A 24,510-nucleotide genomic window follows, 5' to 3' on the forward strand; every position below is an offset into this window, starting at 1 on the left:
CTTCAGGCCGGCAACAGCCGCCACCACTCGGTGCGCGCCGGCTCGCCGTTGCGCTCTTCTTCGACGATGCCGAACAGCAGCCCGTCTGGCGCGGCACCGAGCTTCGCCAGCCTCAGCACCTGCGCCGGGTCGCGGCACAACGCAAAGCTGGCATCGCCTTGCCATTCGAGACACCGCCCCACCTCGGCCAGCATCAGCGCCGGCTGGCTCTGCATGAAGGTGAAGGGCATCGGCAGCCCCGCATCGAGCTGGACCAACCCTGCGTGCGTGGCACCCCATGCGCCGCGCTGGCTGGAAACGCGGATGCGCGCGCCGGGAGGCAGCGAGTCTTCGCCGGCAGCATCGAGGCAGCACCGGGCGCCGTACATGGCCAGCTCGGTCCACAGGCCGACACGACGCGGCCGGCGGCCGATGCGGCGTGCCAGATCGTCGCGCCATTCGGCAGGTGGCGGATGCGCGACGAAATGCGCGACGGTGCGCCAGGCGCTCATGGCCCCGTGTCCTTCAACACCAACGAGGCATGCCCGCCGCCGAAGCCTGCGAAGTTCAGCAGGATGTTGCGCAGCCTTCGCGGCACCTGTTCGCTCAACGCGATGCCGAGCGAAGCGTCGAGCGGATAGTCCACCGCAGGCCACGCAGCGCCTTCGATGCAGCCGACCAGCAAGGCCAGCTCCGCCGCTCCCGACGCGCCGAGCGTATGGCCCAGCGCCGACTTGAGCGACACCAACGGTGGCAGCGGCTCGAACACCTGCTTCAGCGCCTCGGCCTCGATGGCATCGTTGACGGGACTACCGGCAGCCTGCACCTTGATCAGGTCGATGTCGCCGGGCCGCAGGCCGCTTTGCGCCAGCGCGCCGCTGCACATCGCGTGCACTGCCGTGGCCTCGGTGCCCGAGGGATTGCGCCCGTCGACCACGTTGGCGCCGCCCGCGATCTGCCAGCGCGAAGGCTGCGACGTCATGCGCAACACGGCCACCGCTTCGCCGAGCACCAGCCCGTTGCGCCCCTCGCCGAAAGGCCTTGCGCTGTCCGGTGCCAGCAGTTGCATCGCGCCGAAGCCGGCCACGGTGAAGCGGTTGCCCATCTCGGCACCGATCACCAAGGCTTCATCGGCTTCGTCGGCGCGGATCAGGTCGGCGGCGGCCAGCACGGCGTTCAGCGCAGAGGTGCAGGCGGTGGACACCGTGAACACCGGCCCCTGCCAGCCGAGCGCATCGGCCACGACGCTGGCGAAGTCCTGCAGGTCGCCACCCAGCCGCAGATCCTGCTGCTCGTGCTCCATGAAGCCGATGTCGAGCGACGACGAGGCCACGAAGAGCGGCGCGGTGCGCGGTCCCCAGTCGCCCGTCTGTGCGACCACGCCGCGCACGAGATCGCGCAGGCGCTGCGTCCAGTCGCCCTGCTTCTTCGCCAGGGCATGGACCGGCCAGCGGAACCCCTCAGCCACGTCCACCATCACCGGTGGCACGCCGCCATGCCGCAGCGAAGCAAGCGCAGATGGCATGTCCTCGCCCAGCGCGCAGGCCAGGCCCATGCCGGCCAGGTAGACAGCGCTCATGCCTTGCCCGCTTGCGCCAGGTGCTCCGCGAGGTGGGCGATGGAAGTCAGCGCGCGGCGCGTTTCCTTGCTGTCGGGCATGCGCACGCCGAAGCGCTGCTGGATCGTCATCGACACCTGCAGGGCATCGAGCGAGTCGAGGTCGAGCCGGGCCTCGGGGCCGAACAGCGGCTCGTCGTCGCCAAGGCCGCCGGGGGGCGTGCCCTTCTCGACGGCTTCGAGCACCATGGCCTTGAGGCTGGCGATGAATTCAGGAGTGACGGTGATGCTCACGATGCGCGCCTGCGAAACAGAAAAACGGCCAGAACGAACATCAGCGCCGCGAACGCGACCAGCCGGCCGATCTGCGGCAGGGCATCGACCACGCCGCCACCGCGCAGCAGCACGGTCAGCAACGCCTCCAGCCCCCAGTTCATCGGAGAGATCTCGACCAGCCGCTGCATGAAGCCCGGCATGACGAACTTGGGCACCATGATGCCGCCGGCCGCCGCCATCAGCACGTTGACCATCGGCCCGATGGTGGCGGCCTGCGCATGGCTGCGCACCAGACAGGCCAGCGCGAGCGACAGGCTCACGGCGGCGAGGCTCACCGCCGCCAGCGACAGCAGCAAGGCGCCCCAGTGGATGCCCGCGAGCGACAGCGCATCGCCGCCGATCAACGGCATGAACCAGATGCCGGCCGCCAGCATCAGCACCGCCTGCAACGCATTCACGCCCAGGTACGGCAGCGCCTTCGACGCCAGCAGCATGCCGCGCGACACGCCCAGGCTCTGCAGACGGCCGAGCGCACCCGAGCTGCGCTCCTGCACGAACAGGCTGGAGAGCGAGGCCACCACGAAGAACATGCCGAATACCAGCCAGGCCGGTACGTTCTGCTGCACCGAGGTCGGCCGGGGTCCGGCGGTGGAGAAGCGCTCGGCGTGCACCATTGCCTGGATGGATGCATCCGGCGCCGGGCCCGCCGTTCCGGGCACCGCCAGCGCGAGACGCGCCTTGAGTTCGCCAGATGCGCCGATGAGCTCGGCGCGCAGTGCGTTGAACAGGTTGGCGTCGATACCGGGCTCGGTCAGCAGATGGATGCGTGCCTCGGTCGACAGCGCGGCCGACTCCAGCTCTTCCGACAGCCCTGGCTCCATCACGATCACGTACTTGAGCGAGCCGTTGCGCAGCCGCTCCCGCCAGTCGCCGCCCAGCGGCTGCGGCGCGCCATGCCCGCGCTGCCAGAGCTGCTTGAGCCACTGCGCGGGCGTCGCGGCGTCGCGCATGTCGACGGCGTAGCTCAGCTCGGCCAGCGGCGGGCGGTAGATGTCCTTCAGCGTGAGCGACATCAGCACGATGAAGACCATCGGCATCAGGAACAGCGCGGCAAGGCCATGCATGTCGCGCGTGAGGGCGAGCAGTTCTTTCCTGATGAGCGCGAGGAGCATGGCGGGCTTCGGTTCAGTCGCGCAGCGAGCGATGGGTGAGCGCCATGAAGAGCTGCTCGAGGTCGTGACGGCCGAATTCGGCATGGCGCACCTCGATGCCCGCGGCTTCGAGCTCGGCCAGCACCGGGGCCGGTCCAATGCCGGAATCGAGGTGAACGCGCCAGTGCACGCCGCCCTGCTCCACCGTGCCGAAGCGCGAGAGCATTTCGGCATCGAGCCCGTCGGCCGCCAGCGTGAGCAGCATCGCACTCTTCGACAGCAGCTCGTCGAGCGAGCCTTCGCGCAGCACATGGCCGCGGTCGAGGATGACGACGCGGTCGGCAATGGCCTCGATCTCTTCCATGTAGTGCGAGGCATAGATCACCGCCGCGCCCTGCTGCGCCAGGCTCTTGATGGCGTCGAGGATGAAGGCGCGCGATTGCGGATCGACGCCCACCGTGGGCTCGTCGAACAGCATCAGCTCGGGTTCGGGCAGCAAGGCGATGGCCAGGTTGAGCCGGCGCTTGAGGCCGCCCGACAGCCGCTCGGCGCGCACGTCCGAAAACTGCTCCAGTTGCGCGAACTGCGTGCATGCCTCGATGCGCTGCTTCCTGCGCGTGCCCACGAGCCCGCCGGCCGCAGCAAACACCGCGAGGTTCTCAGCCACGGTCAGCATCGGATAGAAGGCATGTTCCTGCGGCGCGACGGCGATGCGGGTGGGCGTCTTCGCGCGCACCGCCTTCAGCGGCTCGCCGTCGATGCGGATCTCGCCCGACTGCACGGCCAGCGTGCCCGACAGGTGAGAGATCAGCGTGGTCTTGCCTGCGCCGTTCGGTCCCAGCAAGCCGAGCACGCAACCCTTGGGCACGGCGAGCGACACGTCGGCCAGCGCGGGCTTGTCCGCATGCGGGTAGCGGTAGCTGAGCTGGCGCAGCTCGAGCATCAGGCGACGGCGGCCTTCAGGTCGCGAAAGAAGGTTTCCTCTTGCTGCGCCTGCTCGCGCAGCTTGGCGGCCAGCGCGGCCGGGTCGACAGCCTCGCGCCCTTTCACCATGCGCGCCGCCTTGAGCGCGAAGGCGCGCCAGCCGTCGCCAATGGCGATCAGCCGCTCGGACATCTGCTGCAGCTGCGGCTTGTCGAGCAGTTGCGCCGCTTCCTGCAGGAAGCCTGCGTAGATGAAACGGAAGCCCGCCCCGCCCGTGCCGATTTCCTCCTGCATGCGCACCAGGTGGCCGATGAAGTCGACGCTGCGCGGATCGGCTGGCGACAGCTTCTGCATGCGCTTTGCCAGCGTGCGCATGCCGCGCACGCCGACGATGGGAATGGGCGCGAGCATGGTGCGCACCGTCTTGCGGATGGCCTTGACCACCGAGGCCGCGTCGACGGCCTTGCGGTCGATGGCCTGCGGGTAGTACATGAGCCCCTTCGGCGCCAGCACGCCCTTGGCGAAGCGGGCACGCGCCAGGTCGCCGCTCGGGCAGCGCACGGGCTCCTCGAACACCGGGTCGCTGATGAGGTAGTCGTCGCCGTCCTTGCCGTACACCAGCAGGTTGTGCGCGTTGAAGTGGAAGCGCATGTTCGGCGGGAAGTACGGCAGCCAGTACACCGAGGTCTGCAGTCCCACCAGCTTGCCGTCGGCCAGCAGCGCGTCGAGCCGCTCCTGCCCGGCCTCGACGCTGCTGAAGGTCTCGAAGCGGAAGCGCGCGGCCATCGGCGCCAGCAGGCCCTTGATGATGGCCTTGGGCGGCATGCGGTATGAAATGAGCGGCAGGCCCGACAGCTTGATGAAGGGCAGGTACGCGAACGACAGCGCGGACGACAGTCCCAGCGCCATGCTCTCGCTCATCGGCGCGCCGTGGTGGCGCATGAGGCTGGAGATGACGCCGCTTTCGCAATGCGCCGCCTGTTGGTGCTTGAAGTTCACGGCAGCCCCTGCAAGGTGGAAACGGGCAGGCCCAGCGCTTCGCCGTAGCGAGCCAGCTGGGCCGGCGACAGCGCGGCGAAATGGCGCGGCTGCAGATGGCGCCGAACGCGCCACTGCCAGAAGCCGCTGGTCTGCGAGAGCAGCGCCACATCCATGCGGCGCTCGTACATCCAGTATTCGAGCGGCGAGGCTTGCCCTGTCTTCACGCGCTCCTTTGCGGCGCGCGCCTGCTCGACCAGCACGTCGACCGCATGGCTGGTGACGATCTCCTCCGCCTCCCAGCCGCGCGAGGTGGTGGTGACGACACGGCCCTGCGCGTCGCGGGCGTACATCAGCTTGGAATGACCGTCGAGGGTCGCGTTGCCCTCCTGCGGCACGGCATCGAGGTCCATGGCTACACAGCCTCCATGTAGATGAAGCCGCTGGAGAAGCGACCGCTCTCCGGCACGAACATCAGCAGCTTCTGGCCGGGCCTGATGCGGCCCGAGCGGAACAGTTCGTCGAGCATGATGTACGGCGAAGCCGAGCCCGTGTTGCCCTTGGTCGCAAGGTTGCTGAACCAGCGCTCGCGCGGAATCGGAAAGCCCAGCTCCTCGAGGCTGCGGCTCACCGGCTCCACGAAATATTGCGATGACAGGTGCGGTAGGAACCAGTCGACGTCCGACGGCTTGAGGCCTCTGCGTTCGATGACCTGCGCCAGCGGCTCGGTCAACGTCGCGCGCACGATGTTCTCGTTGAGCAGGCGCACGTCCTGCTTCACTGCGAAGGTCGACTCGCGCTGCCACTCCTCGGGCGACTTGCGCCCCCAGCCGTCGAGGCCGCCTTCGGCATTCTTCTCGGCACCGGCGTACATGCACGCGGGCAGTTCGTGTGCCGCCGACGACAGGTCGATCCAGTCGATGCGCAACGACAGCGGACCGCGCGGCTCGCGCTCCAGCAGCACAGCGCCCGCACCGTCGGACAGCATCCAGCGCAGAAAGTCCTTCTCGAAGGCCAGCTCGGGCCGCGACTCCAGCGCCTCGAGCTTGTGCTCGAGTTCGGCCTCGAAGCGCGAACCGCGCATCACGGCCGAGGCCAGCTCGGAGCCGGTGGCCACCGCACGCCGCGCATCGCCTGCGCGCACCGAAAGCCATGCATGCTTCAGCGCGGTGGCGCCGGCCAGGCAGATGCCCGCGCAGGCCACCACTTCGAGCCGCGGCCAGCCGAGCTCGCCGTGCACCATCACCGCGTGATTGGGCATGAGCTGGTCGGGCAGCGAGGTGCCGGTGACGAGGCAGTCGACCTGCCCCACGTCGCCCAGCGCGCGGATCGCATTGGCCGTGAGCTGCGCGTTGCTCATCGCCAGTTCGCCAGTGGCGCGGTCGATGGCGTAGTGGCGCGACTGGATGCCGTTGCTGCGAAGGATCAGCCGCCGCGCGCGGGACGCCTTGCCGCCGATGCGACCGAGGACGTCTTCGATGTCTTCATTGCTGACCGGGGAAAAGGGCAGAAAGGCGGCGGTGCGGGTCAGGAAGACATCAGTCGTCATAGAGAGGGGTGCGGTCCGTGGCAGAGCCCGACGGGCACTCGAATTTGGCCGTCATTCTAGTCAGCCACCCCCTGAACAGAGGGCGCAGGAGCGCCTGCAGGCTCAGGCTCACGGGCACCACCGTAATGATCAGTACCAGCAGAAACAGCACGTACAACAGCAGCAGCGGCTTGCGCTGCCACGCGCCAGGCCCGCCGGCGGCCATGATGAGCTTGCCCCAGAGGTAGAAACTGCGGGTGCCGGCCTTCTCGCTGATGAGCAGCCTGGCATTGGCCTGCACCGCCCCGAGGCCGGCCAGCAGCGGCTGCGTGCCGCGCTCCAGGTCGTTGTGCAGCGCGTCACGCAGGGCCCGCCCGAAACGGGACGTACCCGCGATCTGGTCGGTACTGAGCCCGGCGTCGGGCATGCCCCAGAAGCCGCGCTTGCGGCCCCAGATCAGCCACGCCGGCGTCGTGAAGAAGGTGGCGAGCGTGGGGCCGGGGTCGGTCAGCACCACGTTGTCGATCAGCCGCGCGCCCACGTCGTCGAGCATGCCCTTGAGCTTTTCCTGCGCCAGCAGCCACATGTTGCGGCAGGCGATGACCGTGACCACCGGCTTGCCCTTGAGCAGGCGCGCGGCCACCGGATGCTTCAGGAACGCGGCCACGGGCTGCGAGGGCGCGAGGAACCACACCTGGTACGGCAGCACGACGAGGTCGAAGTCTTCGTCGCCCGTGAGCGAGAGCGGCGCCAGCGGCTGCGGCTTCATGTGCGCCGATTCGGGGAAGGCGTCGAAGAAGCTCAGGAAGGGCCAGGGAAAGGGGTACGGCGCCTGCGGACGCAGGGTCTCCTCGTGCACCTGGATGCCCGGGTCCGCCTTCAGCGGCGCGACGATCCGGTCGGCAACCTCGTCGAGCTGGCCGGACTGCGAATAGCGCAGGACGAGGACGCGCTTGACGCTTCTTGGAGGGCTGGAAAGGCTGGAATTCACTGGCTGGGCTTTTCGGGGGCCGTCGAATGTACGCGAACCATCATGCAAACGCATCTGCCATTGGTCATGGCGTCGCGGCAATCAGACGGTCGACGCCAATTTGTGCCGCTGCGAAACGCTACATTCGATGACCCTCTCCAGCCATCATGTCCAGCCCACCCGCTTCCGTCGAACAACTGCTCGAACTTGCGATCCGTCTCGTCAATGCGGGGCAGGCGTCACGCGCGCGACAGCTCTGCGAACACGCGCGCACGCAGTACCCGCCTCATCCGGCGGTGCTCCAGCTGCTGGCACGCTTGCAGCTGGAGGCCGGCGCTCCGGCTGACGCCACCACCTCCATCGCCGAGAGCCTCTCGCTGCGCCCCGACCACGGTCCCTCGCTGCTGCTGGCGGGCGACGTGGCGCGGGCCCGTGGCGACATCGCGCAGGCCCTGAGCTATCTCGAACGCGCCGTGGCCCTGCTGCCCGGGCGCGAGCAGCCGCTGCACTCGCTGGGCCTCGCGTTGAAGGCGGCCGGTCGCCAGGCCGAGGCGGCGCAGGCGCTGCGGCAGGCCGCTGCGCTCGCACCGGCGCACGGTGGCATCTGGTTCGAGCTCGCACTGGTGCTGCAGGACCTGCGGGATTTCGAGGGCGCCGCCGATGCGCTGCGACAGGTGCTGCGCGTCTCGCCGCCACGGGCCGAGGTCGAGGTCAACCTCGGCATCGTGCTGCAGGAGGCTGGCCGCATGGACGAGGCGATGCAGGCCTATGGCCGCGCCTACCGGCTGAACGGAGACACCTTCGGGCGCATCGCGCACGCGCTGGCCACCGCCCCCACCGGCCGCCTCTGGCTCGACCTCGAAGACCTGCGCGCGGCACTGCTGCTTGCCGCGCCCGCCTGACGCTCAGCCCGGGCCGCGCTTGCTGCGGAACGCCTTGCGATAGACGCCGGGCCCGGCCATGATCTTTTCGGCGAGCTGCTCGTAGCGCGTCACCTGAGCCGCCGACATGGGCTCGCACGACAGCTCCAGCGGCCCGCGCGGCACCGGATAGCACTGCGCCACCGGCGTGCCGCGCGGCAGCACACCCTTGAAACCAGGGTCGATCCAGAGCGCAGGAAAGTTGATGCCTACCTCGTTGAAGCGGTCGGCGTCGACCAGCCCCGTGACGAGCCGGAACGGCAGGTCGTCGCGATTCACGGGATGCACCGCCATCAGCGACCACCCCTCGTCGATCTCGACGGTCCAGAAACTGTTGAACTTGATGGCCGATTGCGAGCCGTGCGCAAGCGGCGAGCCCGCAATCTGCTCGGGCACATGAAAACTCAGCGGCGCGCGCGGATGCCCCGGCACCGACAGCGCCGGCAGGGGCCAGTCCCAGCTGAAGCGCCCTTCTTCCACGCGCACGTCGCAGGGCAGCAGCACCATGAAGCCGTGCGTCATCGCATCGACGAACGGCGGGCACTGCTTGACGGTGCGGATGCTGCGCTGGTGCACTGCCGACGGCGCCCGGGGGGCCATCTGCCGCAGCCAGTCGGGCAGCGCGGCCTTCGCCGGCACCGGGCGCGGCAGCAGGTCGAAAAGAGCGGGGTCGCAGTGGAATCGAATCTTCATGGCCCGCCCATTGTCCTTGCACCCTCCCCTCGCGGGGAGGGTGCCGGGCCTTACCTCACGCGGCCTTCCTTCCAGGCGGTGAGCAGCTTGTCGTAGGCCACGGTCTCGCCCTTGGGCTTCTCGTTGGCCAGCTTCTTCCACGGCGCTTGTTCACTGCTGAGCCACTTGTTCGGATCGCCCTTGGCGTTGAGCTTGGGCGCGCAGTTGGCCATGCCCGCGCGCTGCAGGCGGCCCATCACGTCGTCCATCTCGTTGGCCAGGTTGTCCATGGCGGCCTGCGGCGTCTTCTCGCCGGTCACGGCCACGGCCACGTTCTTCCACCAGAGCTGCGCGAGCTTGGGGTAGTCGGGCACGTTGTTGCCGGTAGGCGTCCAGGCCACGCGGGCCGGGCTGCGGTAGAACTCGATCAGGCCGCCGTACTTGGCCGCGTTCTTCGTGAAGTAGTCGGAGCGGATGTCGCTGTCACGGATGAAAGTGAGGCCGACGATCGACTTCTTCAGCGAAGTGGTCTTCGAGGTCACGAACTGCGCGTAGAGCCAGGCCGCAGCCGCACGGTCGGGGTCGTTCGACTTCAGGAAGGTCCAGGAGCCCACGTCCTGGTAGCCGTTCTGCATGCCGTCCTTCCAGTACGGGCCGTGCGGGCCGGGCGCCATGCGCCACTTCGGCGTGCCGTCGGCATTCACCACCGGCAGGCCCTGCTTGATCATGTCGGCCGTGAAGGCCGTGTACCAGAACACCTGCTGCGCGATCTGCCCCTGCGCCGGCACCGGGCCCGATTCGCCGAAGGTCATGCCCATGGCTTCCTTGGGCGCGTACTTCTTCATCCAGTCGATGTACTTGGTCAGCGCATAGACGGCCGCGGGCGAATTGGTCGCACCGCCGCGCGACACGGCCGCGCCCACCGGCGTGCACTTGTCGTCGGCCACGCGGATGCCCCATTCGTCGATCGGCAGGCCGTTCGGGATGCCCTTGTCGGCGGAGCCTGCCATCGACAGCCAGGCGTCGGTGAAGCGCCAGCCCAGCGACGGGTCCTTCTTGCCGTAGTCCATGTGGCCGTAGATCGGCTTGCCGTCGATGGTCTTCACGTCTTCGCTGAAGAAGGCGGCGATGTCTTCATAGGCCGACCAGTTGATCGGCACGCCCAGCTCGTAGCCGTACTTGGCCTTGAACTTGTCCTGCAGGTCCTTGCGCGCGAACAGGTCGGCGCGGAACCAGTACAGGTTGGCGAACTGCTGGTCGGGCAGCTGGTACATCTTCTTGTCGGGCGCCGTCGTGAAGCTGGTGCCGATGAAGTCCTTCAGGTCGAGGCCGGGGTTGGTGTAGTCCTTCCACGCACCCGTCATCTGGTCGGTCAGCGCGAGCGCGGTGCCGTAGCGGTAGTGGGTGCCGATGTGGTCGGAGTCGTTGATCCAGCCGTCGTAGATCGACTTGCCCGACTGCATCGAGGTCTGCAGCTTCTCGACAACGTCACCCTCCTGGATGATGTCGTGCTTGACCTTGATGCCCGTGATTTCCTCGAAGGCCTTGGCCAGCGTCTTCGATTCGTATTCGTGCACGGTCAGCGTCTCGGAAACGACCGAGATTTCCTTCACGCCCTTGCCCTGCAGCTTCTTGGCCGCGTCGATGAACCACTTCATCTCCTCCATCTGCTTGTCTTTCGACAAGGTCGACGGCTGGAATTCGGTGTCAATCCATTTCTTGGCTTCGGCCTCGCCAGCCCAGGCGCCGTGCGTGGCGAACATCGCCGCCGCCATTGCCAGTGCCGTGTAGCGCATCTTCATGACTGTGTCTCCTCGGTTGGTGCTTCCCCGGTGTTGTCTGATCGCGGCTCCGGGGAAGCAGAGAGCCGGACGCCTGCAAAGAACGGTGCTTTCAGCCTTTGCGCATGATCAGCGCGAGAACGGCCATCGAAATGACGAAGCTGATCCAGACCGACGGCTCGGCCTCCAGGCTCATCCATTCCTGGAACTTGCCTGCCAGGCCGACGAAGGCCAGGTTGATGTAGGCAGCCGAGAGCAGCCCGATGAAGAGCCTGTCGCCGCGCGTGGTCTCGATCGGCAGCCAGCCGCGCCGCAGCGTGGTGGGCGACTTGAATTCCCATACGGTCATGACCACCAGCATCAGTGCGATGCAGGTGAAAAACACGGCCACAGGGGTGGTCCATACCATCCAGTTGAACATGCGGCGCTCCTTAGACGCGGCCCATCGCGAAACCCTTCGCGATGTAGTGGCGGACGAACCAGATGACGATGGCGCCGGGCACGATGGTGAGCACACCGGCCGCGGCCAGCGTCGCCCAGTCCATGCCCGAGGCGCTCACCGTGCGCGTCATGGTCGCGACGATGGGCTTGGCATTCACGCTCGTGAGCGTGCGCGCCAACAGCAGTTCGACCCAGCTGAACATGAAGCAGAAGAACGCCGCCACGCCCACGCCCGCCTTGATGAGCGGCAGGAAGATCGTCACGAAGAAACGCGGGAACGAGTAGCCGTCGATGTACGCCGTCTCGTCGATCTCGCGCGGAATACCGCTCATGAAGCCCTCCAGGATCCACACCGCCAGCGGCACGTTGAACAGCAGGTGCGCCAGCGCCACGCCCAGGTGCGTGTCCATCAGGCCGACCGTGGTGTAGAGCTGGAAGAACGGCAGCAGGAACACCGCGGGCGGCGTCATGCGGTTGGTCAGCAGCCAGAAGAACACGTGCTTGTCGCCGAGGAACGAATAGCGCGAGAACGCATAGGCCGCCGGCAGCGCCACGGTGAGCGAAATGACCGTGTTGATCGCCACGTAGATCAGGCTGTTGATGTAGCCCGAGTACCACGACTCGTCGGTGAAGATGCGCGCGTAGTTCGCCCAGGTGAGCTGTTGCGGGAAGAACGAGAAGCTAGACAGGATCTCCTCGTTCGTCTTGAAGCTCATGTTGATCATCCAGTAGATGGGCAACAGTGCGAACAGGATGTACAGCACTAGGAAGATGCTGCGCTTGTGGAATCTCTTTTCGTTCATTGCTCGACCTCGACCTGTTGCGTACCCACCCGCTGCATCCAGTTGTAGAGCACGAAGCAGAACAGCAGGATGATGAGGAAGTAGATCAGCGAGAACGCCGCTGCCGGCCCGAGGTCGAACTGTCCCACGGCCTTCTGCGTGAGGTACTGGCTCAGGAAGGTGGTGGCGTTGCCGGGCCCGCCGCCCGTCAGCACGAAGGGCTCGGTGTAGATCATGAAGCTGTCCATGAAGCGCAGCAGCACCGCGATCATGAGCACGCCGCGCATCTTGGGCAGCTGGATGTAGCGGAATACTGCGAACTTGCTGGCGCCGTCGATGCGTGCGGCCTGGTAGTAGGCATCGGGAATGGAGCGCAGCCCCGCGAAGCACAGCAGCGCCACCAGCGGCGTCCAGTGCCACACGTCCATCACCAGCACTGTGAGCCACGCGTCGGTGGCGCTGCCGGTGTAGTTGTATTCGATGCCCATCGAAGCCAGCGCGTGCCCGAACAGGCCGATGTCGGTGCGCCCGTAGATCTGCCAGATGGTGCCGACCACGTTCCATGGAATGAGCAGCGACAGCGCCACCACCACCAGCACGGCCGACGACTTCCAGCCCTTGGCCGGCATCGACAGCGCGAGCGCGATGCCCAGCGGAATCTCGACCAGCAGCACCGACAGCGAGAAGCCGAGCTGCCGGCCGAGCGCCTCGAGCAGCTCGTCGTCGCGCATCACCGCGGCGAACCATTCGGTGCCGACGAACACGCGGCGCTCGGGCGAGATGATGTCCTGCACCGAGTAGTTGACCACCGTCATGAGCGGCACGATGGCCGAGAAGGCCACGCAGACCAGCACCGGCAGCACGAGCCACCAGGCCTTCTGATTGATTGGCTTGTTGGTTGCGTTCATGCCACCAGTTCCTCATCCTTGTAATAGCAGGTGTGCGTGTCGAGCACCCGCACCCACACCGTGTCTCCCACCGCCGGCGAGCGGTCGTCCGAATGCAGGCGCACCTTCAGCAGGCTGCCTCCGGCTTCCACGCTCAGCATCACGTGCGTACCCACGTCCTGCACCTGCTTCACCACGGCCGGCACGGCACCTGCCGCGCCCGCGTTCGACAGACGCAGGTATTCGGGACGGATGCCGATCTTCAGCGGCCCCTGCGGCAGCTCGCGCGTGGGCACCAGCGGCGTGCCCGCCACTTCGATGGTGCCGTTGGCGCTCTGCGCCGAAAGGAAGTTCATGCCCGGCGAACCGATGAAGTGGCCGACGAAGGTGTGGGCCGGCCGCTCGAACAACGCGTCGGCACTGCCTACCTGCACGGCCTTGCCGCGCGTCATCACCACCACCTCCTCGGCGAAGGTGAGCGCCTCGACCTGGTCGTGCGTCACGTAGATCAGCGTGAGCTTCAGCTCGCGATGGATCTGCTTGAGCTTGCGGCGCAGCTGCCACTTCAGGTGCGGGTCGATCACGGTGAGCGGCTCGTCGAACAACACCGCCGACACGTCGCTGCGCACCAGCCCGCGACCGAGCGAGATCTTCTGCTTGGCATCGGCCGCGAGGCCGGCGGCGCGCTGGTTGAGCTGCCCGCTCATGTCGAGCATTTCGGCGATCTCGCCGACGCGCTTCTTGATCTGGTCGGCCGGCACCTTGCGGTTGCGCAAGGGGAACGCGAGGTTCTCGGCCACGGTCATGGTGTCGTAGATCACCGGGAACTGGAACACCTGCGCGATGTTGCGCTCCTGCGGCGTGGCGCGTGTCATGTCGCGGCCGTCGAAGGTCACCGTGCCCTGCGAGGGCACGAGCAGGCCGGAGATGATGTTCAGCATGGTCGTCTTGCCGCAACCCGAGGGGCCGAGCAAGGCATAGGCGCCGCCGTCGCGGAAGCTCATCTTCAGCGGGAGCAGCGCGTAGTCGCTGTCCTGCGTGGGGTTGGGGCGATAGGCGTGGGCCAGGTCGAGATCGATGCGTGCCATGACTAGTCTCCTTTGCGCCATGCAGGCGCCAGCGCCAGCTTCTCACTGGCATCGAACACATAGGCTTGCGACGCGCTGAAGTACAGCGTGAGCGAAGCGCCCAGCTCGAAACGGTGCACGCCGGTGAGCTGCGCCACCAGTTCGCCAACCGCCGTCTCGACGTGCACGAAGGTGTCGGAGCCCGAGATCTCGGCCAGCTCCACCTTGCCCGGCAGGGCGATGTCGCCCTGCCCCGCGTCGACGTTCAATGCGCTCGCGCGCAGGCCCACGGTGACGGGGCCCGACACGCTTTCGGGCAATGCCAGCGCCAATGCCGGGCCACCCGCGAGCTGCACGCGGCCTGCGGTGGCCGTGCCCGGCAGCAGGTTCATGGGCGGATCGCTGAAGGCGCGCGCCACGCGCAGCGACTGCGGCGCATGGAACACCTCGGCCGTGGGCCCGTACTGCAGCAGTTCGCCGGCATCCATCACCGCGGTGTAGCCACCGAGCAGCAGCGCTTCGCCCGGCTCGGTGGTCGCATAGATCACGGTCGAATCACCGGTGGCGAAGAGCTGCGTGAGCTCCTCGCGCAGGCCTTCGCGCAGCTTGTAGTCGAGGTTGACCAGCGGCTCGTCGAGCAGCATCAGCGGCGCATTCTTGGCGAGCGCGCGCGCCAGCGCGACGCGCTGCTGCTGGCCGCCCGACAGTTCCTGCGGATAGCGGTCGAGGAACATGCCGATGTGCAGCTTGTCGGCCAGCGCCTTCACCCGCGCGTCGATGTTCGATTCGCCGCGCAGCTTGAGCGGCGAGGCGATGTTGTCCGCCACCTTGAGCGAGGGGTAGTTGATGAACTGCTGGTAGACCATCGCGACGTTGCGTTCGCGCACCGGCATGCCGGTCACGTCCTTGCCGTCGACCAGCACCTTGCCGGTGGTGGGCGTGTCGAGCCCGGCCATCAGCCGCATGAGGCTGGTCTTGCCGGCCTGCGTGGCGCCCAGCAGCACGGTGACCGCGCCGCTCCTGGGCGCGATGCTCTGCTCGTAGAGCCATGTCTGCGCTCCCACCTTCTTGGTGACGCGCTCGAGTGTCAATTGCATTGGCGCTCTTCCCTTGTGTCCGGTCTAGTTGTGGTTGGCGCGTTGCTGCTGCGGTTGCCGCGGCTGATTCAGCTGCAGCCAGCGCGCGACCTGCTCGCGCTCCTCGGCCGTGTAGTGCAGGCCCAGCTTGGAACGCCGCCAGAGCACGTCTTCGGCGCTCACGGCCCATTCGTTGTCCTGCAGGAAGCGCAGCTCGCGTTCGAACAGACCCGGTGCCACCTCGGCGCCCAGGTCGGCGAAGGACTTCGCGTCACCCAGCAGTTGGTCGATGCGCGCGCCGTAGGCCCGCGCAAGACGACGCGCCAGCTGGCCGTAGAGCCACGGGTACTTCGCCTGCACGGCCGACACAAAGCGCTCGAAATCGTCGTCGGGCCGCTTCGCTGCGCCGATCCAGGCCGACAGGTCACCGCCCGCGAGGAAGGCGCCATCGGTCCATGCCGGACGTTGCGCGCCCGACTGGCCCAGCATCCGTCCGACCTCGTCGGCGGCGTCCTCGGCCAGCTTGCGGAAGGTGGTGATCTTGCCGCCCCACACCGACAGCAGCGGCGCCGCGGTGGTGTTCGACTCGAGCATGTAGTCGCGCGTGACGGCCGAAGGGTCGCCCGAGTCGTCGTCCAGCAGCGGGCGCACGCCCGAGTAGGTCCACACCACGTCGGAAGGCGCGATGGGCTTCTCGAAGTAGCGGCTGGCCTGGGTGCAGAGATAGTCGATCTCTTCTTGCGCGATGCGCGCGGCGCCGGGATCGTCGCCGGTGAGCTCGATGTCGGTGGTGCCGATCAGCGTGAACTCGTCCTGGTAGGGAATCGCGAAGATGATCCGCTTGTCGGGGTTCTGGAAGATATAGGCGTGGTCGTGCTCGAACAGCCGCGGCACCACGATGTGGCTGCCCTTCACGAGGCGCAGGCTCTTGGTGGCAAGGGCCTCGCCCTTGGCCGATTGCGCCACGCCGCGCAGGAAGGACTCGGCCCACGGCCCCGCGGCGTTGACCACCGCGCGGGCGCGCAGCGTGCGCTTGTTGCCATCGGCGCCCAGCAGCGTGGCGGTCCAGCCGTCGGCATCGCGCTGGGCATGCACGCAGCGCGTGCGGGTCAGCACTTCGGCGCCGCGTGCCTGCGCGTCGAGCGCGTTCAGAACCACCAGGCGCGCGTCGTCGACCCAGCCGTCGGAATAGATGAAGCCGCGCTTGTACTGATCCTTCAGCGGCTTGCCCGCGGCGTGGCGGCGCAGGTCGACGCTGCGCGAACCCGGCAGCACCTCGCGGCGGGCCAGGTGGTCGTACATGAACAGGCCGATGCGGATCATCCAGGCCGGACGCATCGAGGGGTCGTGCGGCATCACGAAGCGCAGCGGCCACATGATGTGCGGCGCGCTCTTGAGCAGCACCTCGCGCTCCTGCAGCGCCTTGCGCACCAGCGAGAACTCGTAGTACTCGAGGTAGCGCAGACCGCCGTGGATCAGCTTGGTGGAGGAAGACGAGGTGTGCGAGGCGAGATCGTCCTTTTCGCACAGCACCACGCGCCAGCCGCGGCCCGCAAGGTCGCGTGCGATGCCGCAGCCGTTGATGCCGCCACCGACGATCAGCACGTCGCAATCGGTGGCTGGCGCGGGCGAACCGGAGGAAAAATCGCTCACAGCAAATGGGTCCGTTGATGTGTGACTTCGGTCACTGACGGCGGCCATTGTATTTTCGTGTTTTTTCATTTGGGTTCCTTTTGGCGCGATTTTCCTACGAGTTTTCCCTTAGTTGGCTTCGTTTTTTTTCGCTTTAAAGTGACGCGCCCTGTACCCTCGAACGCAGTCTTCCCGCCTTCCACGACGCCCCTGTGAACTCCAACCCGCGCCAGATCAACCTCCTGGACACCGTGCGCGCGCGCGGTTCCGTCACCGTCGAGCAACTGGCCGACATGCTCGGCGTCACCCTGCAGACCGTGCGGCGTGACGTGCAGCGGCTGGCCGACGAGGGCCTGCTCACGCGCTTCCACGGCGGCGTGCGCGTGCCCAGCTCGACCACCGAGAACATCGGCTACCAGCAGCGCGAGACCCTGAACGCAGAGGGCAAGGCCCGCATCGCCCGCCGCGTGGCGGAGCTGGTGCCCAATGACTGCTCGCTGATCCTGAACATCGGCACCACCACCGAGGCCATCGCCAAGGCGCTGCTGCGCCACACGGGCCTGCGCGTGATCACCAACAACCTGAACGTGGCCACCATCCTGAGCGGCAACACCTCGTGCGAGGTGATCGTGGCGGGCGGCTCGGTGCGCCCGCGCGACCGCGCCATCGTGGGCGAGGCCACCATCGACTTCATCCGCCAGTTCAAGGTCGACATCGCGCTGATCGGCGTGTCGAGCATCGAGGCCGACGGCTCGCTGCGCGACTTCGACCTGCGCGAGGTGAAGGTGGCGCAGACCATCATCGCGCAGGCGCGCGAGGTGTGGCTCGCGGCCGACGCCAGCAAGTTCAACCGGCCCGCGATGATCCAGCTGGGCACGCTCTCGCAGATCGACCGGCTCTTCACCGACGCGGAGCCGCCGGCGCCATTCGCCGACCTGCTGCACACCGCCCAGGTGCGCCTGGAGATCGCGCGCGAGAACTGACAAGAAGGAACACGAACGAATGACCACCTACCTGCTCGCCCTGGACCAGGGCACTTCCAGCTCGCGCAGCATCGTGTTCGACCGCGAAGGCCACATCGTCGCCATCGCGCAGAAGGAGCTCACGCAGATCTATCCGCAGCCGGGCTGGGTCGAGCACGACCCGATGGAAATCTGGCGCAGCCAGCTCGCCACCGCGCGTGAGGTGCTCGCGAAGGCGAAGCTCCAGCCTGCCGACATCCACGCCATCGGCATCACCAACCAGCGCGAGACCACCGTGCTGTGGAACCGCAAGACGGGCCAGCCGGTGCACCACGCCATCGTCTGGCAGGACCGTCGCGCCGAGCCGCTGTGCGCGCAGCTGCGCGACGAAGGCATGACCGACACCATCCGCGAGAAGACCGGCCTCGTGATCGACGCCTACTTCTCCGGCACCAAGCTGCGCTGGCTGCTCGACAACGTGCCCGGCGCGCGCGAACAGGCCGAGCGCGGCGAACTCGCCTTCGGCACCGTCGACAGCTGGCTCATGTGGCAGCTCACCGGCGGCAAGGTACACGTGACCGACGTGAGCAACGCCTCGCGCACCATGCTCTTCAACGTGCATCGCAACGAGTGGGACGCCGACCTGCTGAAGGCCCTCGACATTCCCGCAGCACTGATGCCGAAGGTACAGCCCTCGAGCTCGCACTTCGCCGACACCGACGCGGCCCTGCTGGGCCACGCGCTGCCCATCGGCGGCGTGGCCGGCGACCAGCAGAGCGCCCTCTTCGGCCAGGCCTGCTTCGAGGCCGGCATGGCCAAGAACACCTACGGCACCGGCTGCTTCCTGCTGATGCACACCGGCGGCGAGTTCCAGCCCTCGCACAACGGCCTGCTCGTGACCAGCGCCGCGCAGACCGACGCGAAGCCGCAGTACGCGATGGAGGGCAGCGTGTTCGTGGGCGGCGCGGTGGTGCAATGGCTGCGCGACGGGCTCAAGGCCATCAAGGGCAGCGCCGAAGTGCAGTCGCTCGCCGAGAGCGTGCCCGACGCGGGCGGTGTGATGATGGTGCCGGCCTTCACCGGCCTCGGCGCGCCCTACTGGGACGCCGACGCGCGCGGCACGATCACCGGCCTCACGCGCGGGACCACGGTGGCGCACATCGCGCGCGCCGCGCTCGAAAGCATCGCCTATCAGAGCGCCGCGCTGCTGCAGGCCATGAGCCGTGACGCGGTGGCGGCCGGCGGCAAGCCCGTGGCGGAACTGCGCGTGGACGGCGGTGCGAGCGTGAACGACCTGCTGATGCAGTTCCAGGCCGACCTGCTGGGCATTCCGGTGGTGCGGCCCGAAGTGATCGAGACCACCGCGCTGGGCGCCGCGTATCTCGCGGGCCTTTCCACCGGCGTCTACACCGACGCACGCCAGCTGTCGAAGCTGTGGAAGATCGAGCGGCGCTTCATGCCGACGATGGGCCGCGCGCAGGCCGAGGAATCGATGGCGCGCTGGGAGCGCGCCGTGCGGCAGGCCACGGCGACCTGATCCGGTCCTACCAGCCCCAGACGAGGCTGCGCTGCACCCACCCGGTGGCGCCGCCTTCGTGCTGCACCTTGAGCCAGTTGCCGCGCCGCTCGATCGTGCACAGCACGTCGCCATAGCCGGCCTTCTTCACGACCGGACTGCGCGCACCGGGTGCACGGCGCAGGTTGGCCGACTGGGCCTTCACCACGTGGTGCGGCGTCTTGTTCGTCATCGGACGGAAGACCCAGGCCTTGTCGCCCTCGAAGTCGCTGACCCTGAGCCAGTCGCCCTTCCTGCCGATCACGCGGAACGGATAGCCCTTGGTGACCGTCCAGTGCGTCTCATAGCGCTGGCCGGGGCCTGTGCGCATGTTCAGCGTCTTGACGGCGACGCTGACCATCTGCGTCTGTGCGGCGGTGGCGGACGGCAGCGCCATCCATGAAAGAGCGAAAGCGAGCAGGAGCGCGGGCAGCCGGCTGAATCTGAGCATGGAGCGGGGATTCCTTTCTGGGGAGTTGCGGAAAGCCCGTCTGGGAAGCTGCCGCCAGATAAGTTCCGCCGGGATATCCCTGAGTGCACCGGCTCGCCAAAGGGCCTCTGCGACATCGGGGCACTGGAGCCGCCGCGCGAGCCCCGGGGCAGAATCCGCCCGCCCCCGACTCGCCGCGCCACCCGCTTGACCACCCTGCCCCAAGACGCATCCCCGTCGTCGTCGCGCAACGCGCTGCTCGCCTGCGGCGTGGTGGGCGCGACATTGCTGGCGCTTATCGCACTGGGCCATGACGGCCGCCGTACCGCGCAGCTCGCGGTGCTCGCCATGCCGATGGTGCTGTGGCTCGCGTGGCCGCTGCGCAGTGCGCGCATGCGGCGCGTTCGCACGATGCTGGTCTGGCTCTGGGCCATGGGCTTCGCGCTCGACGGCGCAGTGCGCGCCTATCTGCTCGATACCTACCAGGCAGCGCCCGACGGCGCGATGGTGCTGGGCGCCGCGGCCAACACCAATGCGCGCGAGGGCTCCGAGTATCTGTGGATGCACTGGCGCTCGGCGGCAGTGTGGGGAGCGGTGCTGGTCGTGGCGGGCGTGCTCGTGGGCGTGTTCGCGCGGCGCGGTGCCGTGGCGGGCGCCGCCTCCGCCCGGCCGTCGCGATGGGTGGTGGCGCTGGTCGCGCTGCTGCTCCTTGTCTCCTGCGTGGCCTATGCGAGCAAGCCCTGGCGCAGGCTGCATCCCGCGATCTTCTGGACGCAGTGGATCGACTCCCTCCACACGCTGCGCTCCGCGTGGGCCGACCAGCAGAAGCAGCGCGATCGACTGATGGCGCAGGCCAAGGGCATCGCGCCGGTGATTGCGCAAGAAGGCCCATCCACTGTGGTGCTCGTCATCACCGACAGCATCAACCGCGACAACATGGCGCTCTATGGCTACGGTCGCCCGACCACGCCGCGCCTGCTGGCGCACAAGGCGCAGACCGGCGACCAGATGGCGGTGCTGAAGAACGCGTGGTCGGTGGACGCCAGCACCCTCCCTGCGCTGCGCAACATGTTCCACTTCGGCCTGCCCGAGGCCGAGAACCCGCCGCACGTGCTGGCACTCGCGCGCGCTGCCGGCTACAAGGTCTGGTGGATCAGCAACCACGACGACCTCGCCATCGAGCAGCAGCACGCGCGGCTGGCCGACGTGGTCGACATGGTCAACCGCACGCCGGGCCGCGCCAGTGCATCACTGGACGGCGAGATCCTCGACTGCATGCAGGAAGCATTGGCAGACACCAGCACCGACCGCAAGCTCATCGTCGTCCACCTGATGGGCGCGCACCCGCACTACAGCCTGCGCTTTCCCGAGAACGCAAATCCCTTCGACGACAACGTGGATGCGGTGGAGAACGGCCTGGTGAAGGACGGCCGTTCAGCCTGGGTGCGCCGCTACCGGCAGGAGTACGACGCGGCGCTGCTGTATCACGACTTCGTGGTGTCGGAGTTGCTGCAGCAGACGCGTGCGCCGGGCAAGCCGGGCGAGTACCGGGCGTGGATGTATTTGTCGGACCACGGGCAGGAGGTGGGGCATGTGAGCGACCGCGCGGGGCATAGCCCGTCGACTGCTTCGGGCTACCGTATTCCGGCCGTGGTGTGGCGCAACCGGCAGCCGCTGCCGCAGGCGGCCACGCAGCAACCTTTCCGAGCGGACTGGACGGGCTGGACTTTGATGGATCTGCTCAACATTCGGTGGAACGGACAGCAGCCCGAGAGGGATGTGCTGGCGGAGTCCTATCGGTGGCAGGCGCCGGAGATTCCGGTGAAGGTCGAGTCGTTCTCGCGGTAGCTCGCAAGCCGCACGATCGCCTGCCGCGTCAGAAGCTCGCGTTGAGATTGAAGCCCAGCGTGACCTTCGCAGTGCGGTAACCCTCCGGCTTGCTGATCGGCGCGCCGACGAAGAAGTCGTAGCTCAGCTTGGTCCACTGGCCGCGCACGCCGACGACGGCGCCGGCGAGACTTCGACCGAGCAGATCGACCGTCGAGCGGCCACCCACATGCCCATAGTCGGCACCGACGTAAAGCTCCGCTCCGCTTTGGCCCACGGCCCAGCCGACGTCGTTGCGGATGAGCCAGCCGCGCTCGCCCATCAGGCTCGTCTCCCCATCGAAGCCTCGCACCGTGTAGCGCCCGCCGATGGCGAAGCGGTCTTGCGGCGTCAGTGGCGTGCGGTTCCATTGGGCGCGGATCAAGCCGGAATAGCGCAGCTTCTGCTCACCGACTTTGAATGGCGCGTTTAGGCTGATGTCGGCGGTGTAGAGCTTCAGGCGCGAAGTGCCCTCGCCGAACTCTTCTTCCGGCGCGGTGCGCGAACCGAAGCCGCCGGTGCCGCGCTTGTAGGCCAGCGTGCCTTCGAGCGTCGCCTCGCCGAGGTACTCCTTGTGATTGAGGCTGAGCTCCCAGCCACCGACCACGCGGTGCTGCACCTCGACCTCGGTGTCGTCCACGAAGTTGCGCGACTCGCGGCGCCAGCCCTTGATCGCCACGCTCGTCTTGCGGCTCTGGTCGCGGTAGACCAGGCGTGAGAGCTTGACCTCGGCGTTGTTGGTCTTGCCGGCGTAGACGTAGTCCTGGTTCAGGCCGGCCACGCTCTGGTGGTACTGGCTGTTGGAAGCGGTGAGGCCCAGCAGCCAGTAGCCGTAGGGCAGCGAGTAGTGAACGGTCTGGCCTTCGGTGCCCTTGGCTGGGTCACCGAAGACGTGGTTGTTGATGTTGTGGTTGGCGCTGACGTAGAACAGGTCATTCAGCCCGAAGGGGTTGTCCAGGGACAGGGTGGCGCCGGCCTGGTAGCGGCCGGTGGCTTCGGTGCCGCTGTCGTCCAGGCTCAGGGTGACGCGCCATTTCTTGGCTTGGACGTACTTGACGACGAGGTCGCTGTCGCCGGGCTTGGCGTTGGGGGCGGTCGAAGGTTCGATCTGGATGTCGGCTTCGGCGGTGGGGGCGCGCTTGAAGTTTTCCAGGCCTTGCTCGATGTCGCGCAGGTTCAGCAGATCACCTGGACGCGCGGGGATGGCCGTGGCCAGCAAGGCGGAACTGCCGAGCAGCGTAGATGAGGAATCAGCAGTCGTGCGAATGGCTGCAATGCGGCCGGGTACCAGCGAGAGCGTCAGCGTGCCGGTCGACAAGTCCTGCGGGGCGGCCAGCACGCGGGTGGTGACAAAGCCACGCGCAATGACGGCTTGCTGCGCACGCGCCAGCACCACATTGACGCCAGCGGTGCCAAGGCAGCGACCGAGAGGCGAATCGCTGCGCTCGGGGCCGGACAGATCGGCCACGGCCCATTGGAAAGACTCGGATTGCTCGCCGACCAGCAGTACGCGGTCGATGCGAAAGCATGGGGCCTCGGATTCGGGGATGCGCGCCACCGGTGCCGGCGGCGCGGCTTGCGGGCGCTGATCAACGGTGCGTTCGTTCTGCTCACGCAGAGCGCGTTCGCGCTCTTGCTGACGCTGCTGCTCAACGAAGGGCTGTGGCGTTGTTGGGGATTGCTGGGCCAGTGCTACCAGCGGGGAGACGACAAGGGCTGCGGCCACGGCCATGCGCGTGCGCTGATGCACGCCAACAGGACGAATCATGATCAGCGCTTGAACTCAACCGTACGGACAGCGGACGGCTTGCCAGAGAAGCCGCTTACGGTGCCATCAGCGCCAAAGAGGATGTCTACCGGCTCATCTTCCTGGGTCGTCCAGTACCGCCAAGTGTTGGCGTTCAGGTCCTTGGTGTCGTTGCGCGACGGATAGCTCAGCGACATCAGCACCTGAGGCCGGGTCATGCCGACCACGACCTTGGCAGAGTAGACAGCCTTCTGAACGTCGGAACTCCAGCTTGCAAGCGTCTGCTTGGGGTCTGTCGGAATAACGATCTGGCGCATCCAGCGCTGCATGTCTTCCTTGCTGCGGGCGGTGTCATCTCGCAGAGAGACGTAGTCGCCACCAATCGTGCCGTAAGCGTATTTATCGCGCTTCACGGTGTCGATCACCACAGGCTCGCCGGCCGGCACGATGGCACCGCCCAGCATGTTGGTGCTGGATACCCAGCCGTAATCGGGACGCAAGTTGCAGCAGGTGTAGCCGGTGATGGGCGGAGAAAGCTTGATTGCGCAGCCAGACAAGAACACACCGGCGACAACCGCCATGGTCACAGCAGGAGACAGGAGGGAGTGTGACAGCTTCATATTTTCTGACCTAAGAGTCCATCCGTTCATCATAAATAACATCTGCTTTCGCAAAATTTATTTCTCTTCCATTCAAATGTCTAACCAAAAATTTATTCGTAGTGCAAATTGAATTTGGACTACACAAATCCAGCCAAGCCGGATTGCGCCCAGAGTTTAAGTTCAATCATCCCAAGGAGTAAAGACAGGAATGGGGCGAAGATTTCCGAGTGTCACTTCGGAAGTACCCGGGTTTTCTATTTTATTTTTTTCGATATTTTTTCGAAAAATTTCTTTTATTTCTTCTTTGCAGTGAGTCTCTCTATCCGAATGTGATTTTTTTTCCACTTCAGTTACAGGTTTGGCGGATTCAATATTTTTTAAGCGATTTTTGTAGTATCCCGCGTCAAACTGTGCAAGGCTGATATGCACCCCTGAATACTCTTCACCCAGCTCTCCGAGCAAATTGAACAAATCACCCGCCTCCATGACAATTAACCGACACCCACGAGAATGGGCCAAAAAGAAATTTAAGGCATGTCCGGCTTTTCGATAAAAATCCCTCAGCCTCTCGGTAGGCTCTGCACTATCGTAATTGGGTATTTCATCAAAAAACTTATGCTCTTCATCTATGCCGATCTCTGGAATCGGTCGAAAAGTTCGCTGATCTCCGAGAAAAAAAACATCACCACTATCGAGATTAAGCAATACAAATTCCACAGCCATTTTC

Annotated in this window: 25 protein-coding genes; 4 read left to right on the plus strand and 21 right to left on the minus strand. The window is 66.5% G+C overall.

Features of this window, described 5'->3' with window-relative positions; genetic code table 11:
- Positions 1-2 precede the first annotated feature (2 nt).
- From EJO71_RS27570 to EJO71_RS27610, 9 genes are read right to left on the minus strand one after another with little or no spacing between them, the layout of a single operon-like run.
- The gene (locus tag EJO71_RS27570) at positions 3-491 is read right to left on the minus strand and encodes a hypothetical protein (protein WP_125951888.1); all 489 of its coding nucleotides are present in this window, start codon (positions 489-491) and stop codon (positions 3-5) included.
- Positions 488-1,558, minus strand: a complete 1,071-nt coding sequence (locus tag EJO71_RS27575) for a beta-ketoacyl synthase N-terminal-like domain-containing protein (protein ID WP_125951887.1) — start codon at positions 1,556-1,558, stop codon at positions 488-490. Before EJO71_RS27575 ends, EJO71_RS27570 begins: the two co-directional genes overlap by 4 nt.
- Positions 1,555-1,830, minus strand: a complete 276-nt coding sequence (locus tag EJO71_RS27580; protein WP_240651537.1) for a phosphopantetheine-binding protein — start codon at positions 1,828-1,830, stop codon at positions 1,555-1,557. The genes EJO71_RS27575 and EJO71_RS27580 overlap by 4 nt, the downstream gene beginning before the upstream one ends.
- Positions 1,827-2,984: an ABC transporter permease gene (locus EJO71_RS27585; protein ID WP_125951886.1), complete on the minus strand. Its 1,158-nt coding sequence runs from the start codon at positions 2,982-2,984 to the stop codon at positions 1,827-1,829. Before EJO71_RS27585 ends, EJO71_RS27580 begins: the two co-directional genes overlap by 4 nt.
- A gap of 13 nt (positions 2,985-2,997) precedes the next feature.
- Entirely contained in the window at positions 2,998-3,906 is a 909-nt protein-coding gene (locus EJO71_RS27590; RefSeq protein ID WP_125951885.1) for an ABC transporter ATP-binding protein, read from the minus strand.
- Positions 3,906-4,886 (minus strand): BtrH N-terminal domain-containing protein, encoded by a 981-nt coding sequence (locus EJO71_RS27595; protein ID WP_125951884.1) that lies wholly within the window; start codon positions 4,884-4,886, stop codon positions 3,906-3,908. Before EJO71_RS27595 ends, EJO71_RS27590 begins: the two co-directional genes overlap by 1 nt.
- Positions 4,883-5,278, minus strand: a complete 396-nt coding sequence (locus EJO71_RS27600; protein WP_125951883.1) for a hypothetical protein — start codon at positions 5,276-5,278, stop codon at positions 4,883-4,885. Before EJO71_RS27600 ends, EJO71_RS27595 begins: the two co-directional genes overlap by 4 nt.
- A 2-nt stretch (positions 5,279-5,280) precedes the next feature.
- The gene (locus EJO71_RS27605) at positions 5,281-6,414 is read right to left on the minus strand and encodes a beta-ketoacyl-ACP synthase III (protein ID WP_125951882.1); all 1,134 of its coding nucleotides are present in this window, start codon (positions 6,412-6,414) and stop codon (positions 5,281-5,283) included.
- On the minus strand, positions 6,404-7,384 hold the full coding sequence (locus EJO71_RS27610; protein WP_125951881.1) for a dialkylrecorsinol condensing enzyme: 981 nt from the start codon (positions 7,382-7,384) through the stop codon (positions 6,404-6,406). Before EJO71_RS27610 ends, EJO71_RS27605 begins: the two co-directional genes overlap by 11 nt.
- Positions 7,385-7,530: 146 nt before the next feature.
- Here EJO71_RS27610 and EJO71_RS27615 point away from each other — a divergent pair, with 146 nt between their 5' ends.
- Positions 7,531-8,265 (plus strand): tetratricopeptide repeat protein, encoded by a 735-nt coding sequence (locus EJO71_RS27615; protein ID WP_125951880.1) that lies wholly within the window; start codon positions 7,531-7,533, stop codon positions 8,263-8,265.
- 3 nt (positions 8,266-8,268) lie between these two features.
- On the opposite strand, the gene EJO71_RS27620 is transcribed toward EJO71_RS27615, so the two are convergent.
- The 8 genes from EJO71_RS27620 to glpD form a co-directional block, all read right to left on the minus strand.
- The gene (locus EJO71_RS27620) at positions 8,269-8,976 is read right to left on the minus strand and encodes a hypothetical protein (RefSeq protein WP_125951879.1); all 708 of its coding nucleotides are present in this window, start codon (positions 8,974-8,976) and stop codon (positions 8,269-8,271) included.
- Positions 8,977-9,026: 50 nt separating this feature from the next.
- Positions 9,027-10,757 carry an ABC transporter substrate-binding protein gene (locus tag EJO71_RS27625; RefSeq protein WP_125951878.1) on the minus strand — a complete coding sequence of 577 codons (1,731 nt, stop codon included), beginning with the start codon at positions 10,755-10,757 and terminating at the stop codon, positions 9,027-9,029.
- 91 nt (positions 10,758-10,848) lie between these two features.
- Entirely contained in the window at positions 10,849-11,157 is a 309-nt protein-coding gene (locus tag EJO71_RS27630) for a DUF2160 domain-containing protein (RefSeq protein ID WP_125951877.1), read from the minus strand.
- 10 nt (positions 11,158-11,167) lie between these two features.
- Positions 11,168-11,980, minus strand: a complete 813-nt coding sequence (locus EJO71_RS27635; RefSeq protein WP_125951876.1) for a carbohydrate ABC transporter permease — start codon at positions 11,978-11,980, stop codon at positions 11,168-11,170.
- On the minus strand, positions 11,977-12,867 hold the full coding sequence (locus tag EJO71_RS27640) for a sugar ABC transporter permease (protein WP_125951875.1): 891 nt from the start codon (positions 12,865-12,867) through the stop codon (positions 11,977-11,979). The genes EJO71_RS27635 and EJO71_RS27640 overlap by 4 nt, the downstream gene beginning before the upstream one ends.
- Positions 12,864-13,934: an ABC transporter ATP-binding protein gene (locus EJO71_RS27645; protein ID WP_125951874.1), complete on the minus strand. Its 1,071-nt coding sequence runs from the start codon at positions 13,932-13,934 to the stop codon at positions 12,864-12,866. Before EJO71_RS27645 ends, EJO71_RS27640 begins: the two co-directional genes overlap by 4 nt.
- Before the next feature lie 2 nt (positions 13,935-13,936).
- Positions 13,937-15,010 (minus strand): ABC transporter ATP-binding protein, encoded by a 1,074-nt coding sequence (locus EJO71_RS27650; RefSeq protein WP_125951873.1) that lies wholly within the window; start codon positions 15,008-15,010, stop codon positions 13,937-13,939.
- Between the two features lie 24 nt (positions 15,011-15,034).
- Complete coding sequence (gene glpD, locus EJO71_RS27655; RefSeq protein WP_125951872.1) at positions 15,035-16,711, minus strand: glycerol-3-phosphate dehydrogenase; 1,677 nt, start codon at positions 16,709-16,711, stop codon at positions 15,035-15,037.
- A 122-nt stretch (positions 16,712-16,833) separates the two neighbouring features.
- Between glpD and EJO71_RS27660 the strand changes: the two genes are divergently transcribed.
- Positions 16,834-17,604, plus strand: coding sequence for a DeoR/GlpR family DNA-binding transcription regulator (locus EJO71_RS27660; RefSeq protein ID WP_125951871.1), 771 nt, complete (start codon positions 16,834-16,836; stop codon positions 17,602-17,604).
- A gap of 19 nt (positions 17,605-17,623) precedes the next feature.
- Positions 17,624-19,120: a glycerol kinase GlpK gene (gene glpK / locus EJO71_RS27665; protein ID WP_125951870.1), complete on the plus strand. Its 1,497-nt coding sequence runs from the start codon at positions 17,624-17,626 to the stop codon at positions 19,118-19,120.
- A gap of 7 nt (positions 19,121-19,127) precedes the next feature.
- On the opposite strand, the gene EJO71_RS27670 is transcribed toward glpK, so the two are convergent.
- A complete protein-coding gene (locus EJO71_RS27670; RefSeq protein ID WP_125951869.1) occupies positions 19,128-19,589 on the minus strand; it encodes an SH3 domain-containing protein in 462 nt (153 codons plus the stop codon).
- Between the two features lie 186 nt (positions 19,590-19,775).
- On the opposite strand from EJO71_RS27670, the gene EJO71_RS27675 reads away from it, so the two are divergent.
- A complete protein-coding gene (locus EJO71_RS27675) occupies positions 19,776-21,416 on the plus strand; it encodes a phosphoethanolamine transferase (RefSeq protein ID WP_125951868.1) in 1,641 nt (546 codons plus the stop codon).
- A 28-nt stretch (positions 21,417-21,444) separates the two neighbouring features.
- Here the strand turns inward: EJO71_RS27675 and EJO71_RS27680 are convergent, their stop codons facing one another.
- The 3 genes from EJO71_RS27680 to EJO71_RS27690 form a co-directional block, all read right to left on the minus strand.
- A complete protein-coding gene (locus tag EJO71_RS27680) occupies positions 21,445-23,166 on the minus strand; it encodes a ShlB/FhaC/HecB family hemolysin secretion/activation protein (RefSeq protein ID WP_125951949.1) in 1,722 nt (573 codons plus the stop codon).
- Between the two features lie 38 nt (positions 23,167-23,204).
- The gene (locus tag EJO71_RS27685; protein WP_125951867.1) at positions 23,205-23,801 is read right to left on the minus strand and encodes a hypothetical protein; all 597 of its coding nucleotides are present in this window, start codon (positions 23,799-23,801) and stop codon (positions 23,205-23,207) included.
- 162 nt (positions 23,802-23,963) lie between these two features.
- Complete coding sequence (locus tag EJO71_RS27690; RefSeq protein WP_125951866.1) at positions 23,964-24,506, minus strand: hypothetical protein; 543 nt, start codon at positions 24,504-24,506, stop codon at positions 23,964-23,966.
- Between the last annotated feature and the right edge of the window lie 4 nt (positions 24,507-24,510).

This window comes from Variovorax sp. 679, assembly GCF_003952185.1.
Lineage (GTDB): Bacteria > Pseudomonadota > Gammaproteobacteria > Burkholderiales > Burkholderiaceae_C > Variovorax.

Bases quoted from the DNA above. Each gene is read 5' to 3' on its own strand.
- EJO71_RS27645 (WP_125951874.1), bottom strand. From the start codon at position 13,934: ATGGCACGCATCGATCTCGACCTGGCCCACGCCTATCGCCCCAACCCC.
- glpK (WP_125951870.1), top strand. From the start codon at position 17,624: ATGACCACCTACCTGCTCGCCCTGGACCAGGGCACTTCCAGCTCGCGC.
- EJO71_RS27630 (WP_125951877.1), bottom strand. From the start codon at position 11,157: ATGTTCAACTGGATGGTATGGACCACCCCTGTGGCCGTGTTTTTCACC.
- EJO71_RS27690 (WP_125951866.1), bottom strand. From the start codon at position 24,506: ATGGCTGTGGAATTTGTATTGCTTAATCTCGATAGTGGTGATGTTTTT.
- EJO71_RS27650 (WP_125951873.1), bottom strand. From the start codon at position 15,010: ATGCAATTGACACTCGAGCGCGTCACCAAGAAGGTGGGAGCGCAGACA.
- EJO71_RS27600 (WP_125951883.1), bottom strand. From the start codon at position 5,278: ATGGACCTCGATGCCGTGCCGCAGGAGGGCAACGCGACCCTCGACGGT.
- EJO71_RS27585 (WP_125951886.1), bottom strand. From the start codon at position 2,984: ATGCTCCTCGCGCTCATCAGGAAAGAACTGCTCGCCCTCACGCGCGAC.
- EJO71_RS27635 (WP_125951876.1), bottom strand. From the start codon at position 11,980: ATGAACGAAAAGAGATTCCACAAGCGCAGCATCTTCCTAGTGCTGTAC.
- EJO71_RS27620 (WP_125951879.1), bottom strand. From the start codon at position 8,976: ATGAAGATTCGATTCCACTGCGACCCCGCTCTTTTCGACCTGCTGCCG.
- EJO71_RS27680 (WP_125951949.1), bottom strand. From the start codon at position 23,166: ATGGCCGTGGCCGCAGCCCTTGTCGTCTCCCCGCTGGTAGCACTGGCC.
- EJO71_RS27670 (WP_125951869.1), bottom strand. From the start codon at position 19,589: ATGCTCAGATTCAGCCGGCTGCCCGCGCTCCTGCTCGCTTTCGCTCTT.
- EJO71_RS27570 (WP_125951888.1), bottom strand. From the start codon at position 491: ATGAGCGCCTGGCGCACCGTCGCGCATTTCGTCGCGCATCCGCCACCT.
- EJO71_RS27575 (WP_125951887.1), bottom strand. From the start codon at position 1,558: ATGAGCGCTGTCTACCTGGCCGGCATGGGCCTGGCCTGCGCGCTGGGC.
- EJO71_RS27640 (WP_125951875.1), bottom strand. From the start codon at position 12,867: ATGAACGCAACCAACAAGCCAATCAATCAGAAGGCCTGGTGGCTCGTG.
- EJO71_RS27625 (WP_125951878.1), bottom strand. From the start codon at position 10,757: ATGAAGATGCGCTACACGGCACTGGCAATGGCGGCGGCGATGTTCGCC.
- EJO71_RS27605 (WP_125951882.1), bottom strand. From the start codon at position 6,414: ATGACGACTGATGTCTTCCTGACCCGCACCGCCGCCTTTCTGCCCTTT.
- glpD (WP_125951872.1), bottom strand. From the start codon at position 16,711: ATGAAAAAACACGAAAATACAATGGCCGCCGTCAGTGACCGAAGTCAC.
- EJO71_RS27590 (WP_125951885.1), bottom strand. From the start codon at position 3,906: ATGCTCGAGCTGCGCCAGCTCAGCTACCGCTACCCGCATGCGGACAAG.
- EJO71_RS27615 (WP_125951880.1), top strand. From the start codon at position 7,531: ATGTCCAGCCCACCCGCTTCCGTCGAACAACTGCTCGAACTTGCGATC.
- EJO71_RS27685 (WP_125951867.1), bottom strand. From the start codon at position 23,801: ATGAAGCTGTCACACTCCCTCCTGTCTCCTGCTGTGACCATGGCGGTT.